The 16,719-nt window shown below is 37.0% G+C and carries 16 protein-coding genes; 15 read left to right on the top strand and 1 reads right to left on the bottom strand.

Annotation, left to right across the window (positions count from 1 at the left end; translation table 11 throughout):
- Window positions 1-8 precede the first annotated feature (8 nt).
- The 8 genes from KFE94_02300 (at window position 9) to msrA (ending at window position 8,063) form a co-directional block, all read left to right on the top strand.
- Complete coding sequence (locus KFE94_02300) at window positions 9-1,082, top strand: imelysin (GenBank protein UTW66967.1); 1,074 nt, start codon at window positions 9-11, stop codon at window positions 1,080-1,082.
- 136 nt (window positions 1,083-1,218) lie between these two features.
- On the top strand, window positions 1,219-2,553 hold the full coding sequence (locus tag KFE94_02295; protein UTW68197.1) for a c-type cytochrome: 1,335 nt from the start codon (window positions 1,219-1,221) through the stop codon (window positions 2,551-2,553).
- A gap of 93 nt (window positions 2,554-2,646) precedes the next feature.
- On the top strand, window positions 2,647-2,961 hold the full coding sequence (locus tag KFE94_02290) for a YbjQ family protein (GenBank protein UTW66966.1): 315 nt from the start codon (window positions 2,647-2,649) through the stop codon (window positions 2,959-2,961).
- 139 nt (window positions 2,962-3,100) lie between these two features.
- Window positions 3,101-3,613 (top strand): DinB family protein, encoded by a 513-nt coding sequence (locus KFE94_02285; GenBank protein UTW66965.1) that lies wholly within the window; start codon window positions 3,101-3,103, stop codon window positions 3,611-3,613.
- An 83-nt stretch (window positions 3,614-3,696) separates the two neighbouring features.
- Complete coding sequence (locus KFE94_02280; GenBank protein ID UTW66964.1) at window positions 3,697-4,395, top strand: response regulator transcription factor; 699 nt, start codon at window positions 3,697-3,699, stop codon at window positions 4,393-4,395.
- Between the two features lie 3 nt (window positions 4,396-4,398).
- Window positions 4,399-5,844 carry a HAMP domain-containing histidine kinase gene (locus tag KFE94_02275; GenBank protein UTW66963.1) on the top strand — a complete coding sequence of 482 codons (1,446 nt, stop codon included), beginning with the start codon at window positions 4,399-4,401 and terminating at the stop codon, window positions 5,842-5,844.
- Window positions 5,845-6,036: 192 nt separating this feature from the next.
- On the top strand, window positions 6,037-7,350 hold the full coding sequence (locus KFE94_02270) for a spondin domain-containing protein (GenBank protein ID UTW66962.1): 1,314 nt from the start codon (window positions 6,037-6,039) through the stop codon (window positions 7,348-7,350).
- Between the two features lie 98 nt (window positions 7,351-7,448).
- Window positions 7,449-8,063, top strand: coding sequence for a peptide-methionine (S)-S-oxide reductase MsrA (gene msrA / locus KFE94_02265; protein ID UTW66961.1), 615 nt, complete (start codon window positions 7,449-7,451; stop codon window positions 8,061-8,063).
- 57 nt (window positions 8,064-8,120) lie between these two features.
- Here the strand turns inward: msrA and KFE94_02260 are convergent, their stop codons facing one another.
- Window positions 8,121-10,787 carry an LPS-assembly protein LptD gene (locus KFE94_02260; GenBank protein ID UTW66960.1) on the bottom strand — a complete coding sequence of 889 codons (2,667 nt, stop codon included), beginning with the start codon at window positions 10,785-10,787 and terminating at the stop codon, window positions 8,121-8,123.
- Window positions 10,788-10,927: 140 nt separating this feature from the next.
- On the opposite strand from KFE94_02260, the gene KFE94_02255 reads away from it, so the two are divergent.
- The 7 genes from KFE94_02255 (at window position 10,928) to KFE94_02225 (ending at window position 16,717) form a co-directional block, all read left to right on the top strand.
- Entirely contained in the window at window positions 10,928-12,115 is a 1,188-nt protein-coding gene (locus KFE94_02255; GenBank protein ID UTW66959.1) for an N-acetylmuramoyl-L-alanine amidase, read from the top strand.
- Window positions 12,116-12,172: 57 nt separating this feature from the next.
- A complete protein-coding gene (locus tag KFE94_02250) occupies window positions 12,173-13,081 on the top strand; it encodes an MCE family protein (GenBank protein UTW66958.1) in 909 nt (302 codons plus the stop codon).
- Between the two features lie 8 nt (window positions 13,082-13,089).
- Entirely contained in the window at window positions 13,090-14,439 is a 1,350-nt protein-coding gene (locus KFE94_02245; GenBank protein UTW66957.1) for a (Fe-S)-binding protein, read from the top strand.
- An 89-nt stretch (window positions 14,440-14,528) separates the two neighbouring features.
- Window positions 14,529-15,320: a (Fe-S)-binding protein gene (locus KFE94_02240; GenBank protein ID UTW66956.1), complete on the top strand. Its 792-nt coding sequence runs from the start codon at window positions 14,529-14,531 to the stop codon at window positions 15,318-15,320.
- A 2-nt stretch (window positions 15,321-15,322) separates the two neighbouring features.
- Window positions 15,323-15,808 (top strand): ABC transporter ATPase, encoded by a 486-nt coding sequence (locus KFE94_02235; GenBank protein ID UTW66955.1) that lies wholly within the window; start codon window positions 15,323-15,325, stop codon window positions 15,806-15,808.
- A gap of 87 nt (window positions 15,809-15,895) precedes the next feature.
- Complete coding sequence (locus KFE94_02230) at window positions 15,896-16,141, top strand: kazal domain protein (GenBank protein UTW66954.1); 246 nt, start codon at window positions 15,896-15,898, stop codon at window positions 16,139-16,141.
- A gap of 111 nt (window positions 16,142-16,252) precedes the next feature.
- The gene (locus tag KFE94_02225; protein UTW66953.1) at window positions 16,253-16,717 is read left to right on the top strand and encodes a DUF1572 domain-containing protein; all 465 of its coding nucleotides are present in this window, start codon (window positions 16,253-16,255) and stop codon (window positions 16,715-16,717) included.
- Window positions 16,718-16,719: the final 2 nt, after the last annotated feature.

Raw genomic sequence — 16,719 nt, 5'->3', positions numbered from 1 at the left:
AAAACTATATGAAGACACAATTAAACTGGAGAAATACGACTGCTATTGGTTTAGGACTTATGGCAATGACTTTTACATCGTGTAAAAAGGACTCAACTGAAACACCTACTGCGAAGAAATCGTATTCTGCAAATATTTCAAACATTGGAACCAATGTGATTACCCAAACGTATAAGGAGTTGGCCAGTAAATCTGCAATTCTGTACAGTGAAGTAGTAAAATTAAAAGATAACCAAACGGCTTCTAATTTGGATATTGCACGTGGAGCGTGGAGAGACACTCGTGTGCCATGGGAGAAATCAGAAGGGTTTTTGTTTGGACCTGTAGACACGAAAGGAATTGACCCGGCTATTGATAGCTGGCCGGTAAACAAAATTGATCTGGATGCTGTTTTGGCTGGTTCGGATGCATTAACAGAAAGTTTTATTGATGCACTAGCTGGTGAATTAAAAGGATTTCATACCATTGAGTATTTACTATGGGGAGGAACAGGAAATAAGCAAGTTGGAGATTTCACAGCACGTGAATTTGAATACTTATTAAGTGTAACAGAAAACCTTAAGAATAAGACTAAAATTTTAGCGGATTCATGGGATCCGGCAGGGGAGAATTTTGTTAAAAATTTAACAGAAGCAGGGACTTCTTCAAGTATTTACTTAACCGAAAAGTCTGCGTTACAAGAGTTAGTTCAGGGTATGATTGGAATTGCTGATGAGGTGGCTAATGGAAAGATTAACGATCCGTTATCTCAACAAGATTTAAGCAAAGAAGAATCACAGTTTAGCCATAACTCTAAGAATGACTTTGCCAATAACGTTCGTAGTATTTCAAATGTTTACAATGGAAAATTCAATGTAAACGGATTAGGAATTTATGATGTGGTAAAAGAATCAGATCAAAATTTAGCAGATCGTTTAAATGATGAAATTAACGCAGCGATTACTGCAATTGATAACATTCCTGGAACATTCAGTGATGCGGTATTCAATAATCAAGCCGCTGTAAACGAAGCAAAAGATAAAATAACGGTAATTCAAACTACTCTGGAATCAGAGATCTTACCGATCATTAACAATTTATAATTTAGGTTGATTTAGTGTTATACCCCTAAATGACAGTGGAGTCCAATGTTGGGCTCCACTTTGTTTTACGATGAATATGAGCGCATTGAAATTTTTAAAAGGAAAAATTTTTATTGGAGTAGGGGTCGTGTTAGGAATGACTACTTCATGTAATACTAAAGAAGAAATAAAACCACAGTCCAGATCAAGGTTGTATGCTGGTGGAGAGACCACCATTTTTGAAGAAAGTAGTTTTGCCTTCTCTTCACCGGCATCAAACCTGACTGGAGATAACTTAGCGCAGCACTTAGATGGAGATGCAGCTTTCGAACAGGTTTTTGTAACTCCTCCGGCACCACTGAATCAGGGTTTAGGATCCATCTATAACAACAGTTCATGTATTGCTTGTCATCCCAAAGATGGGAGAGCACCACACCCAACAGAATTAAACGATTTTACCGGATTGTTTCTAAGAGGCAGTATTGTGGGAACAGATGCCCATGGAGGTCCTTTACCAATTCCGGGATTTGGTGATCAAATTCAACAAAATTCAGTAATCGGAACAAAACCTGAGGCAGACTTTGCAGTAGTCTACACGGAAACTGTGGTTACTTTTGATGATGGAACTCCTGTGACATTACGCAAGCCTGTCTATTACTTAAAAAATACTTACATCCCTTTACCATCTCAAGTCATGCTTTCTCCAAGAGTTGGTCCTCCGGTATTTGGATTGGGTTTGTTGGAAGCTATTCCTGAAGAAAGTATTGTAGCTCTGGCAGACGAACAAGATAGTGATCGTGATGGAATTTCCGGAAAACCAAATTATGTGTGGAATCATGAAGAAGCAACTATGCAGTTGGGTCGATTTGGTTGGAAAGGAATTAATCCAACTGTATTGCAACAATGTGCGGGTGCATATAACAATGATATGGGGATTACCAATCCGTATTTTCCTGTTGAGAATTCATTTGGTCAAACCAATAACTCTGATCCAAATCCAAATGATCCTGAACTGGATCAGCAATCGTTGGATGATGCTACGTTCTATTGTAGAACTTTAGCGGTTCCAGCTCCAAGAAATGTCAATAATGAAGAAGTTTTAATTGGAGAAAAACTGTTTGAAACAATAGGTTGTGCGAAATGTCACGTGCCCAAACATGAAACTGGTGTATTTCCGGGAATTCCCGAAATATCTAATCAAACGATCTATCCGTATACGGATATGTTACTACATGATATGGGCTTTGGTTTGGCAGATGACCGACCTTCGTTTAGTGCCAACGGACAAGAGTGGAAAACCAGACCTTTGTGGGGGATTGGTTTAACAGAAGTGGTTGGTGGACACACACATTTTTTACATGATGGACGTGCGCGAAATTTGACTGAAGCTATTTTATGGCATGGTGGAGAAGCTGCTAAGTCTACAAGTAACTTTAAATCACTCGATGCGAAAAATAGAGCAGCTGTAATCGCCTTTTTGAATTCCTTATAAAACCATATGTAAACGAGAATTTTCCGTTTAACACATTATTTCAGTTGAATTTACAGAATGATTTATATTTGGTGGTAACCAAACTTAAATAAGATGATTGTATCAACAACTGAAACAATACCCGGAAAAGAAATCACTGAAATATTAGGTGTAGCACGTGGTAGCACCGTAAGAGCTAGAAATATAGGTAGAGATATTTTCGCTGGATTGAAAAATATTGTTGGAGGTGAGATTAGTGAATACACTAAACTGCAAGCAGAATCTAGAGAACAGGCGATGCAGCGTATGATTCAGGATGCACAAAAATCAGGTGCTGATGCGATCGTCAATGTCCGTTTGACCACATCAATGGTCATGCAAGGATGTTCCGAGATATTGGCATATGGAACAGCCGTAAAACTTTCGTAAGATGGAAGCTTTTCCGTTAGTGATTTTAGGGTTTTATGGTTTGGGAGGAGTTATCCTTTTCGTTTTGTTGATCTATTTTATCATGAAAAGAATAGAGTCCAAAAAACATGAGGATTTTGAAAATCGTGATAATTAAGCTATGATTTCGAAGCCAACCAAGTATGTGCCCAATGCCTATTTTGCATCCATAATTGATACGGCACCCGAAGAGGATTTAATATCTGCTTTGGTGAATTCCAGAGCAGAAACAATCGATTTGATTCAGAATATATCTGCTCCAAAAGAATCTTTTGCTTATGCAGAAGGCAAATGGAATATCAAGCAGCTATTTCAGCATGTGATCGATTGTGAACGCGTATTTTGTTATCGAGCCCTGAGTATTGCACGTGGTGATATGCAGAAGTTACCCGGATTTGATGATCAGTTATTTGTGGATAACGATTATACCAAGCGTGTAGATTTGAATACCATTTGTGAAGATTATGCTGTTTCCAGATTGTCCACAATTTCATTAATGAAATCTATTCAACCGGATGTTTTGGATTTGGAAGGTAATGGGAATGGAATCATTGTGACCCCAAGAATTATAGGATGGTTCATGGCTGGACATAATTACCATCATAATAGAATTATCAGAGAAAGATATTTGTAAAAATAAGATGTTTTAACCCTTCAAAATCAGCGAAAAATCATTTCGTGAGAATTTTGTGATATTCTACTGTTACTTTTGTAACCATGAGTAAACAGAGGATTTTATTGGTTGAAGATGATCCATCTATCGCAGAGTTGGTGAAACTTCATTTGGAAAATGCTTCATATGAAGTAGATCATGTTGATACCGTTCGTGCGGGAATGGATCATGCGATGAATCAATCTTATCAACTGGTTTTATTAGATTTAATGCTTCCTGATGGTGACGGAATGGATGTTTGCCGTAAGTTACGCATGGAAAAAATCCAAACTCCAATTATCATCCTTACAGCTAAAAACGAAGAGATTGACAAAGTGTTAGGTCTGGAATCAGGTGCGGATGATTATGTGACCAAGCCATTTGGAATTAGAGAGTTTTTAGCTAGAGTTAAAGCGAGTATCCGAAGGGGTGAAGTATTACCTCCAATCAAAGAAGCTGAAGTTTTAAAATTTGCCGATTTAGAAATTGACGAAGCCAAGCGTAAAGTGATTTTAAGAGGAACTCCGGTAGATTTAACCAAGAAAGAATTCGATTTATTGTTTCTTTTAGCACAAAATAAAGGTGTAAGTTACACCAGAGAAAAGCTCTTGAATTTGATTTGGGGATACCAATTTGAAGGGTATGAGCATACGGTGAATTCTCATATTAATAGACTACGAGCGAAGATTGAAAAAACACCAAATAAACCGGATTATATTTTAACATCCTGGGGAGTAGGATATAAATTTAACGATGAACTATAGCCTATGAAATCTTTACAAAATAGTTTGTTCTGGCGTTTATCTCTGTTTTTCCTTCTAGGATTAATGTTATTGGCAGGTGGTTATATTTATATTACCTATTCTACATCTTTAGAGTATTCACAGGAAACTTCGCAAAAACTAAATCGATCTGTTGCCAAAAGAATAGCCAAACATACCAAGCCGTTTTTAAATGGAAGCTTGGATACTCTAGAAGTCAAAAATATCTTTCATAATGTGATGGTTTTGAATCCATCCGTTGAAGTGTATTTATTAAATAATGAAGGGGAAATTTTGTCTTTTTACGCCCCATTCGGCAAAGTGAAATTGACACATTTGGATTTAGGCCCAATTCATGAATTTGAAGAAAACCCTGATGCTGTGATTAAAGGCGAAGATCCAAGAAACCCTGGAGTATACAAGATTTTTTCAGCATCGAAAATATTAGATAGCGAAAATCAGGTCGGATATATTTATGTGATTTTAGCTAGTGAAGAGTATACTACCGTCACTCATATGTTGGAGAATAGTTTTAGAATGAAGCTGGCTACAAAGTCAATTCTAATTACGTTGATTTCAACTATCGTGATCGGGTTGATTTTGATTTGGTATTTGACTAAGAATCTCAATAAAATTATAAAGTCGGTAAATGATTTTAAGAATGGCGATTTAAATGCGCGGATTAACTTAAAAACAAAGGGAGAACTGTCCGTTCTTGCGAATAACATTGATGAGATGTCAGACACTTTGGTAGAATACATCAATGAAAGGAAGTCACTGGAAAATCTCAAGAAAGAATTAATAGCTAACGTATCGCATGACTTGAGAACTCCTTTAACATCCATCCAGGGATATGCTGAAACGCTGGTCATGTTAGATGAAAAGTTGAGTAAAGAAGATAAAATGAAATACACCAATTTTATTTTGTCGAGTACGGAAAAAGTTAAAAAACTGGTAGATGATTTATTTGAAATCTCAAAACTAGAGTCCAATAGTGTACGTGCGCAATTTGAAACTTTCTCGATCGAAGAAATGGTTTCGGATATTGTTTCTAAATATGAGTTGATTGCTAAAAGCAATGATCTGGAATTGGAATTTGAATCGGATGTTAAAAAGCCTTATGTCTATGCGGATATTGCTTTGATTAATCGTGTCATGCAGAATTTAATCGATAATGCCATTAAACATACCCCTTCAGGTGGAAAAGTCAAGGTGGTGATTCAAATGATCAACAATCAACTTATGGTTTCTGTTAAGGATACCGGAGTTGGAATTCCAGATGGAGAATTACCGTACATTTTTGATCGATATCGCAAGGGAAATTCTGAATCAGGGACTGGTTTAGGATTGGCAATTGTGAAGAAAATATTGGAATTACATAATAGTAAAATTGATGTGGTGAGTGTCCTTCAACAAGGAACATCATTCACATTCAGTTTGCCGATGAAGTAAGTAAAGATCCTTCCTCAAACGTATATACGTTTGAATTTAAAGGCACTTAGAGATCATTCTTTAAGTGCCTTTCCCATTTCATGACAATATATTGACTCTAAGTTGAGGATTCTATATTCTGTATACGCTTTTGTGATATTCTCGTGATTTCCTACGGGTACGTTTGTGTCATAAAGTTAAAAACAATATACTATGAAAATCAAAGCATTATTATTCGTAGCTGCAGCTACAGTTACAATGGCTTCTTGTAAGAAGGATGACACTACTGAAACTCCGAGTGTAGAAACTCAAAAGTTCAAAGTAACGATTGAGAATATTCAAACACCTTATATGTATCAGTCATCTGGAATTTTTAATACTCCGGTTGGAGCATCAATGCCAGGAGGTGCAGCTCCGGGAAATGCATATGAATTTACAGTAATTGCGGATCAGGATAGTAGATTGTCTTTTGCAACAATGTTTGTTGGTTCAAATGATTTGTTTTTTGCGCCTGATGAAGGTGGGTTACCGTTATATAACAATGGGACATTGGTGACAGGAGATGTAACCGCACAAATTAAATTATGGGATGCGGGAACCGAAGTAAATGAAATGCCGGGTTCGGGAGCCAATCAACCGATGAATCAATCCGGTCCAAATACTGGGCCTGCTGAAAACGGAACAGTTCGTGATATCGCCAATGTGATGGACGGATTCACATATCCTTCAGTAGCTAGCACGATTAGAGTGACTTTAACTGCAGGTACGAACGCGAATGAAGTTGTGGTTAGAATTGAAAACTTGTCAGGGAGTACCACCGCAATCGCACCAGGTGTTTGGTCAGTTCACAAATCAGGATATCCTATTTTTAGAGAAAACATGGCAGATGCTGGAAATGGTTTGGAAGCATTAGCTGAAGATGGATCACCAGTAGCATTAGGAGCTTATTTAGAAATGAATTCAGGGATCAATACACCATTTGCACCGGGAGTTTGGGCAGTACATTCAGCTAACGTAAAACCAGTTTTTATGTCAGGAGATAACAGTTCTGCAGGACTAGAAGCGTTAGCTGAAGATGGTGATGCATCGGTATTAGGTACAGCTTTGGAAACAGCAAGTGGTGTGACGTCTTCTGGTGTATTCAATACCCCGATGGGGGCATCTGCACCAGGTCCAATTTTCCCTGGAGATAAGTATGAATTTACATTCACTGCAACAAAAGGGGAATACTTATCTATCGCAACTATGTATGTTCAATCCAATGATTTATTCTATGGATTTGGTCAGGATGGATACGAGCTTTGGAGTGGCAATTCTCCACAAAGTGGAGATATCACTTCAGTTGTACAATTATGGGATGCAGGTACTGAGGTAAATGAATTACCTGGATTTGGAATGAATCAACCACCACGTCAATCCGGTCCAAATACCGGAGCTGATGAAAACGGAACAGTGATTCCGGTAAACGATGGCTACACCTACATTATGAATGACAAGAGTATTAGAGTGACCTTGTCATTAAACTAATCATCCTCCCATAAGTGAAGAGGGGCTGCTGTATGTAGTTCCTCTTTTTAACCACCACTCTTGAACTATTATTTTTGTTTAACGTAAATTGAAGTAAGATGAAAAAGCTAGGAATTGTAATATCGGTATTATTAATAGGAGCTCAAAGTTTGTGGGCCAATACAAAAGAAATGAATCATAAAAAAATGGAAGTAGCAGTATTTGGAGCAGGTTGTTTCTGGTGTGTAGAAGCCGTATTTCAAGAATTAAAAGGAGTATATAGTGTAGAAAGTGGATATACCGGAGGAACGTATGCCAATCCCACATATAAAGAAGTCACCTCTGGAAAAACTGGTCATGCTGAAGTGGCAAAAATCACTTACGATCCGGATATTGTAAGTTTTGAAACACTTCTGGCTGTATTTTTTAAAACACACGATCCCACTACACTCAATTATCAAGGAGCAGATCATGGAACGCAATATAGATCTGCGATTTTTTATGCCAATGATTATCAAAAGGAGACAGCTGAAAGAATCATTAAAGAGTTAAATGCAGAGAAAGCATATCCAAATCCAATCGTAACTGAGGTGGTACCATTAACGAAGTTTTGGATCGCTGAAAACTATCATCAGGATTATTACAGTAACAATCCAAATCAAGGATATTGTACCTATGTAATACAACCTAAGCTAGAAAAATTTAGAAAAGTATTTAAAGATCAGTTAAAGTAGAGAGTAGTAGTATAGGTGAGAATAGGGATGGGGTAATGCTTCCGTCCCTTTTTTTTATTAGTTATCGAACCATCTGCTATTACGAGTCAGCTTCAGATCTTGTAAGAACCCTTGTTTTACTTTGACGTTCACCATAAAACTCTTTCTGGAACCAAAAGGAATCACATTTACATCAATTTGCCAGCAGTGTAAATCACGATAAATATCTAAAGCTGTATATCCCAGTTTGTTTTGGTCAAAATCGTAAGAAGAACGCATTCTAACTTTCCATCCAGGAGTTAGGTTAATACTACCTGAGAAGGTAAGTGAGTTAACTACGGTAACTTCATCTAGAGGTTTATTATAGGTCAATACGTAATTCACTTTTAGATCCCATGGCACATTAAAGTTTACATAGCGTTCTTCCTCATAAATGGTATTTTCATCCTGAGGTGCTTTAATACGATCTATTTCTTCATTTTGTTTAGTGGTCCCCAAAGACTCACCTGACAAGGATAAACCTACACTGGTTCTTAATTGAGTTAATCTTAAAAATTTACCGGTTTGGTTGTAATGGAAATTAGTACTTCTTGAAACTTTTTCCGTCTCAGGATCAGTTTTTAATCCATAGAAATCGGAGGTAGACCCTACCACTAAATTTACAAACTTTCCAACTCTGGATCTAATGTCCATTCGCATTGGTTGCCAATTAAAAGAATCAGCTAGCATATTATAGGATGTACTAAAATTCCATGCATCTAATAAATTTACATTGGTATACTTATCGGTAGTGTCATTACGTTTTTTGTGTTTCATTTCTACAATGTTTTGCAGTTGAAATGAAACCAGTCCCATTTCACTTCCATTTGGCGTACCATATACAGATCCTTCAAAAACATTATAGGTTGTAGTATTACCTGCAGTATCGGTTCTTTCTCCAAAGTATTCCGGGTGGATTTTACTTAAGTTAGGTTGATAAGAAAAAGTTACAGCTGGGGTCATGGTATGACGAATTGCTTTGATACGTTCTCCTTTAAAGGCAAAAATCCCGTATAATTTTGTTGACATAGAGGTATTTAGATTTAAACTTCCAAAACGACTAAACCCAGGTATGGTATCTCTAATTATATTATTTGCAGTGTCGTATTCCTGGTTAACGGATTTAAAGTACCAGGTTTCACTGTAAGCGACTCCCGGAGAAACATTTAAATGGCCTAACTTCAATGAAGTACTTGTATTCACTCGATGTCTTACTCCATTATTAAAATCACCAATAATATCAGCAGGAGTCATTGGCTGGTTTTCAGAATCGGCAGTAGGAAATATATTAGTGATTTTTGTAGAAAGTTCATTTTTAAATCCACCCGAGTAGGTTACCCCAATTTTCTCGTACCATTTATCTCTACCGATTTTGTTTTTTCTTTTCAATGGATAAATTCTGGCCATGGTTAAGTTAACCTCTGGTAATACGAAGTTGATAATAGAATCCTGGTTATTTTGGTTGTGACTGGCGTTAACCGTAGCCGTAAATGGACTTTGTCTGAATTTCTGCGTATAGGTGATGTTAGAGGTATACTCATTTCGTAAGAAATTACTACTTGAAGTATTTAAATCGTTTTGGAAATAATCACTACTACCAATATTTACCATTGCAGTAAACGTACTGTTTGGTTTTGCTTTAGGATCCTGAGTATGGCGCCAGTTGACGAAGAATGATTTTCTAATTACCGCGTTGGGGTCGTCTTTGTCCCCTTCTTTGTTGTTGGTATAACTCGCACGAAGTGATCCGTTTCTTTTATAACGAGTTTTATAATTGGCTAAGGCTCTCCCGGACCAACTTCCATCAGAATAGACATCCCCCTGGAAGGTCAAATCAAATTGATCACTAAAACCAAAATAATAACCGCCATCTGTTAAGCTAAAACCTTTGGTTTGTGAACTACCCACAGCAGGAATAAGAATACCAGAAGTTCTTTTATCTTGATTCGGAAAGAAACCAAATGGCATGGCCAAAAATGTAGGAACATCTTCAACAGCCATATAAGCCGGTCCCGTTACAATTTTATCATTATTGATGATTTTTAGTTTTTTAGACTGGATATAGTAGTGCGGATGATCCAATTCACAAGTGGTGTAGCGTCCGTTTTTGATATAAAACACATCCTGAGAAGCCATTTTTACTTTTTCTCCATGAATGTAACCACTGGCTTCCTGAGTTGTAATCTTTTTAATTAGACCTTTTTTACTCTTGAAGTTGTATACCATTTCACCCGACTTGTACTCCTGACCTTTTTCAATAAAAACAGGGGTGTTTTGTAGTTTCCCTGTAGAATCCGGCAGCCCCTTGGCATAGACCTCATTATTTTCAAAATCAATTTCCAGATAGTCGGCCTGGAGTTCAATCTGTTCATATTTTACCCAGGCATTTCCCCACATATAGGCTTTATTATGACGATTATCAATCATAATAGAATCATCGCCATGATACGTGACTTTAGATTTAAATGTAGATTCTGCTTTCTTTGGATTCTTAATAATTTCTTTAAGAGAATCTATTCTTGCCGAGTCAAATGGAATAGTATCGCCTTTTACACGTTCAACACTATCATTGTATAAAATGAAATCCTCTTGGAAGTCCTCAACGGTATAATCTTTTTCGGTTGGTGGCGTTGAAATATCATCCCCTGAATTGTTGGCATATGCATTGATAACATTGCATTTGAATACCATAACAATTAACAGCAAAACGTGAATTATTTTATACAGGTTGAAGATGCGAAACAATTTAACCGAATATTTTTGTTACAATAAATTTGATGCTGCAAAACTAAGAATTCGATTATGGTAACAGCAATTCTTAACAATTTGAAAGAAAGAAAATTTAAATGAAGACGAAATTTTTAGTTATTGTCCTGATTGGCTTGGTTTTCCCTATATTTCTATTGGGGCAAACTCCTACTGGTTACCAAATTAAAAGAGTCATTATTGATGCAGGACACGGAGGAAAAGACCCGGGGGCGATTGGGACAGGTAGACATTCGGATACGGAGGCGGATTTAGCGCTTGATGTAAGTCTAAAAGTAAGAGAATACATCTTAAAGTATTACGATAACGTAGAGGTGATTATGACCCGGGATTCGGACAATTTTGTTGAATTGCGCGAAAGAACGAAAATTGCCAACGAAGCTAAAGCAGACCTTTTTATTTCGATCCACTGTAATACGAATGGAAATGCATCTGCATACGGAGCAGAAACTTATGTGATCGGAATGCACAAATCCAAAGCCAACATGGAAGTGGCAAAGCGCGAGAATCAGGTGATTTACTTAGAGGAGGATTACGAAGAAAACTACGCTGGATTTGATCCTAATTCTCCGGAAAGTATGATTGCTTTAACGATGATGCAAAGTCAATATTTGGAGCAAAGTATTTTGTTTGCCAATAAAGTACAGCAGCAGTTTGAACATCGTGTGGGAAGAAAAAATAGAGGGGTAAAGCAAGCAGGTTATTGGGTAATTTCATATACATTGATGCCTAGTGTTTTAATTGAGTTGGGTTTTATCAGTAACAATAGCGAGGAGGATTTTCTAAATTCAGAAAATGGTAAAGTGTATATGGCTTCTGCCATTTATAGAGCTTTTAGAGATTATAAAACTGAAATGGAGGGTGTAGATACATCCAAACCTAAAACTGGCTCGACTCCAAAGCAGGAAGCAAAAGAAGATCCTGTTAAAACAGATATCAATCCCAATGCATCAACTCCAACAAATCTGGATTTAAAACCTGAGATGAAAACAGTTGAAGGAATTGATTATAGAGTTCAGGTGGCATTATCTACAAAAAAACTGGAATTAAAGAGTTACAACTTTAAAGGATATAGCGATATTTCAATGATCGAGAAAAATGGAAAGTATCGATATTTTTTAGGCCATTTTTCCAATTTTGAAGACGCTGTTGCTTTCCAAAGAGAATTACGAAAGGAAGCATTTAAAGACGCTTATATCGTAGTGTTTTACAAAGGAAAAGAAATCAATCTAAAAGAAGCTGAGAATATCATTAACCAAAATAAATAGTAGTTTTCATTCGGTAATTTCACGAAATTTGTCAACTTTGGAAATTATTTTTTCTAGATGGGAGTTAAAGAAATTAAAGTAGGTATATTATCGATTGCAGGTCTTGTAGTTGCGTATTTCGGTTTTAATTATTTAAAGGGAAATAGCCTGCTCAATGAAGGTACTGTCTTATACTCTGTATATGATGATGTGGAAGGCCTCCATGTTGGAAGTAAAGTGGTACTTAATGGATTCCCGATAGGAAGAGTAAGAAAGATCACGTTTGCGAGTGGTGGAGATGGGAAACTTTTAGTAGAGTATGTTGTAGTTAACGAATCTATTCAAATCACAAAAAATACAGTAGCCCAAATTTTAAGTACGGATATTTTTGGATCAAAAGCGATTAACCTTTTAATCCAGAGTTCAGATCAATATGTGGCATCCGGGGATACTTTAGTAAGTCAGGAAGCTGTGAGTATGATGGCTGAGGTAGAGAACAGATTTGAGCCGCTTAAGGTGAAATATGATTCTACAATGACCGCTGTAAAAGATTTATTAACCAATGTGAATCAAACCTTTGTGACGGTGAATTCTATGTTGGAAAATGAGCGAAAAAACATCCATGCCATTACCAGTAATGCAGCTTCAATCACTCAAAATTTAGAAGATAATAACGCGCATATTTCGAATAGCTTAAAAAATATGTCTGCTTTAAGCGATTCGTTGAGTCAGGCGGATATCAAAAAGATGTTAGAAAATGCGAATTTGGCTTTGCTTCAAATGAAAGAGGCGATGGAAAAGGTCAACAATGGAACAGGAACCATGAGCAAGATGTTGAATGATAGTTCGCTATATACGAACCTCAATCAGTCAGCTATAGATTTGGATTTGCTACTTAAAGACATGAAAGAGCATCCAAAACGCTATGTTCACTTTTCTATCTGGGGAGGAAAAGACAAAGAGGAAAAAAACGAATCTGATAATTAGAGAGAGGTATGATAAGTTCGGTAATTTTTATAATTATTCTGGCAGCGGGGATTTATGTGTTTGCCAAAAAGGTGGGTGTTATTCGAAGAAACATTCTTTTAGGTAAAGATATTGATCGTTCTGATCGCAAAGACGAGAGATGGAAGACCATGGCTCGAGTAGCTATGGGACAATCTAAGATGAGTGCACGTCCGGTCGCAGGATTATTACATCTATTTGTTTATGTAGGATTTATCCTAATCAATATTGAAGTTTTAGAAATCATTTTGGATGGAATTTTCGGAACACATAGATTGTTTCATTCTGTATTAGGTGATTTTTACTTTATGATCATTAACTTCTTTGAAGTTCTGGCGGTTTTGGTAATCGTTGGCGTTACAGTATTCTGGATTCGAAGAATGGTGGTTAAGATTCCACGTTTCTGGAGTAAGGAAATGAAAGGTTGGGCTAAAAATGATGCTTTGTACATTTTATACATTGAGTTTGTATTAATGTCAGCTTTGCTAATTATGAACGCTGCTGATCAGGTTTTAATGGCTACCCCTGTAGACCAATTAGAAGCTGCTGGATTGTCAAAGTATGCTTTGGGATTAGATGGTAAGTTTGCCGTAAGCCAGTTTTTAACCGGATTAATGCCGGAAAATCTGGATGCACTACATTATATTGAAAGAGGTGCCTGGTGGTTTCATATCATAGGAATTATGTTGTTCCTGAATTACTTACCATATTCTAAACACTTCCACATTATTTTGGCTTTCCCAAATACGTTCTATGCGAAATTGGAGCCTAAGACAGAATTAAACAATTTGGAGTCTGTAACCAAAGAGGTTGAAATGATGTTCGATCCTTCTGCAGATCCATATGCAGCACCTCCTGCTGGAGCGGAGGACGCTGTGCCGGAAAGATTTGGAGCCAAAGATGTTCAGGATTTAAACTGGAAACAATTGATGGATTCGTATACCTGTACAGAGTGCGGAAGATGTACTTCAGTATGTCCGGCAAACCTCACAGGTAAGTTATTGTCGCCTCGTAAGATCATGATGGATACACGTGATCGTTTGGAAGAAGTGGGGCAAAACATAGATAAAAATGGAGCAGATTATGATGATGGTAAGTCATTATTAAATGATTATATCAAACCAGAAGAACTTTGGGCTTGTACTACATGTAATGCCTGTACGGAAGCTTGTCCGGTTTTGATTGATCCGGCATCTATTATCATTGACTTAAGAAGATATTTAGTGATGGAAGAATCGCAAGGACCATCTGAGTTAAATGCGGTTTACACCAACATCGAAAACAACGGAGCACCTTGGCAATTTGCTCAGGCGGATAGATTAAACTGGAAAGACGAATAGACTTTTTAGTAGAGGGATTAATGATTATGAATTACATCATGTGATTCAAACCGAAAATCAAGTTTTGATTTTTAGAATTCGATAGCGAAATGGAAAACAAGATTAAAGTGCCTACAATGGCTGAAATGACTGCAAGCGGAGAAACTCCGGATGTATTATTCTGGGTAGGTTGTGCAGGAAGTTTTGACGATAGAGCCAAAAAGATTACAAAAGCATTTGTAAAGATATTGAACAAGGCGGATATAAAATTTGCTGTTCTGGGAACTGAAGAAGCATGTTCTGGTGATCCTGCTAAGAGAGCTGGAAATGAGTTTTTGTTTCAGATGCAGGCCATGATGAATATTCAGGTAATGAATGGGTATAATGTAACCAGAGTGGTAACTACATGTCCACACTGTTTTAATACCCTGAAAAACGAATATCCTAAATTAGGAGGAAAGTATGAAGTACTTCATCACACCGAGTTGATCAATAATTTACTGGAAGCGGGTAAGATCACTGTAGAAGGAGGGGAATTTAAAGGTAAAAAGATTACTTATCATGATCCTTGCTATTTAGGAAGAGGAAATGATGTATATGAGGCACCACGTGAAGTTTTAGGTAAGATTGATACTGCGTTGGTAGAGATGGCACGTTCCAGAAGAAACTCATTATGTTGTGGAGCTGGAGGTGCACAGATGTTTAAAGAGGCTGAAAAAGGCGACAAGGAGATTTTTGTAGAAAGAACGGAAGATGTTTTGAAAACGAACGCCAATGTAGTAGCTACTGGATGTGCTTTCTGTAACACCATGCTAACAGATGGAGTGAAGCGTTTTAACAAAGAAGACGAAATAGAAGTACTGGATGTCGCAGAATTAATTGCTAATGCTGCTGATCTATAATTATGGAAACAATATTATCACATTTACCAGATCATTCACGCGTGTGGATTTATACTGCTTCAAGAGAGTTTACTTCTGTAGAAACTGATGAAATCACTCAATTGGGTAAAGCATTTGTGTCTAACTGGAAAGCGCACGGAAGTGCTTTGGAAGCAGATTGTATTGTCATGTATGGACGTTTTATCATCATCGCGGCTGATGAACAAGTTGCTGGTGTTTCGGGATGCGGGATTGATAGTTCCGTAAGATTTATACAAGAATTAGAAAAGAAGTATCAGGTAACACTATTGGATAAATTGAATATTGCGTATAAAAACGAATCGCAAGAGGTTTTGGTAGAACCTATGTTTGATTTCCAAAGCAAATTGGATTCGGCAACTATTAACGCGGAAACCACTGTTTTTAATAATCTCGTTGAGAATATGGGCGGATTAAGAAATCAATGGGAAGTCGCTTTAAAAGAGAGTTGGCATCAGCAGTTGTTGTAACCATTTTGAACAAAGACTATATTTGAGGCAAATATGATGATTTCGAACCTCAAGGTGAGAAGGATATCCGGAATGAAAAATATATAAATGAAAAGAATTGTTTTAGCATTATTCATCTTAGGCGTGTTATTCGTTATTAGTTGTAGTAACGATCCACGTAATGATGCTTGTTATGATGCAGCTCTGGCCGAGTCTATGAAAGATTCGGTTTGTGTGGCAACTTGTGATGGTGTTTGTGCATGTAACGGTGTCACGTATTGTAATGAATGTGAAGCAATGAAAGCGGGTTTCGAAGTACATCCTGCAGATACCATTCCCTGTAGTCAGAAATAATTCAGTCAACCATATTTAAAAGCGCACATTAATGTGCGCTTTTTTTATGATAAAATGAATCGGTACAATAAGAGATAAACCATTAATTTTAGGGCTTAATCAGATTGTATTATGAATGTATCCCAACAAACAGCCAAACATTTTAGAGAGGTATTTTTCGGTGGTAATTGGACCACTTCAAATTTAAAGGACCTGCTGGATGATGTTACCTGGACCGAAGCGTTACATCAAATTGATTCCTTGAATAATATCGTGACTCTGACTTACCATATGAGTTATTACGTTTTTGCTATTCGTAAGGTACTTGAAGGAAAGCCTTTGGAAGCAAAAGATGCATATAGTTTTGACCATCCGGAAATAAACAAACCAGAAGACTGGAATAAGATGCGTAATGAGATTTGGGATGAGGCGGAAAAATGTGCAGATTTAATTGAACAGCTTCCTGAGGAGAAAATGTGGCAAGATTTTGCAGACCCAAAGTATGGGATTTATTTTAGAAATTTAATAGGCCTGATAGAACATACGCATTATCATTTAGGGCAAATTGCTATAATCAAAAAAATGATTCGAAGTTAGAA

This window comes from bacterium SCSIO 12643 (assembly GCA_024398135.1).
Lineage (GTDB): Bacteria > Bacteroidota > Bacteroidia > Flavobacteriales_G > Salibacteraceae > CAJXZP01.
This window is presented reverse-complemented; position numbering and strand designations above follow the sequence as displayed.

Coding starts and splice junctions, on each gene's coding strand:
- KFE94_02300 (UTW66967.1), top strand. CDS start 9: ATGAAGACACAATTAAACTGGAGAAATACGACTGCTATTGGTTTAGGA.
- KFE94_02295 (UTW68197.1), top strand. CDS start 1,219: ATGACTACTTCATGTAATACTAAAGAAGAAATAAAACCACAGTCCAGA.
- KFE94_02290 (UTW66966.1), top strand. CDS start 2,647: ATGATTGTATCAACAACTGAAACAATACCCGGAAAAGAAATCACTGAA.
- KFE94_02285 (UTW66965.1), top strand. CDS start 3,101: ATGATTTCGAAGCCAACCAAGTATGTGCCCAATGCCTATTTTGCATCC.
- KFE94_02280 (UTW66964.1), top strand. CDS start 3,697: ATGAGTAAACAGAGGATTTTATTGGTTGAAGATGATCCATCTATCGCA.
- KFE94_02275 (UTW66963.1), top strand. CDS start 4,399: ATGAAATCTTTACAAAATAGTTTGTTCTGGCGTTTATCTCTGTTTTTC.
- KFE94_02270 (UTW66962.1), top strand. CDS start 6,037: ATGAAAATCAAAGCATTATTATTCGTAGCTGCAGCTACAGTTACAATG.
- msrA (UTW66961.1), top strand. CDS start 7,449: ATGAAAAAGCTAGGAATTGTAATATCGGTATTATTAATAGGAGCTCAA.
- KFE94_02255 (UTW66959.1), top strand. CDS start 10,928: ATGAAGACGAAATTTTTAGTTATTGTCCTGATTGGCTTGGTTTTCCCT.
- KFE94_02250 (UTW66958.1), top strand. CDS start 12,173: ATGGGAGTTAAAGAAATTAAAGTAGGTATATTATCGATTGCAGGTCTT.
- KFE94_02245 (UTW66957.1), top strand. CDS start 13,090: ATGATAAGTTCGGTAATTTTTATAATTATTCTGGCAGCGGGGATTTAT.
- KFE94_02240 (UTW66956.1), top strand. CDS start 14,529: ATGGAAAACAAGATTAAAGTGCCTACAATGGCTGAAATGACTGCAAGC.
- KFE94_02235 (UTW66955.1), top strand. CDS start 15,323: ATGGAAACAATATTATCACATTTACCAGATCATTCACGCGTGTGGATT.
- KFE94_02230 (UTW66954.1), top strand. CDS start 15,896: ATGAAAAGAATTGTTTTAGCATTATTCATCTTAGGCGTGTTATTCGTT.
- KFE94_02225 (UTW66953.1), top strand. CDS start 16,253: ATGAATGTATCCCAACAAACAGCCAAACATTTTAGAGAGGTATTTTTC.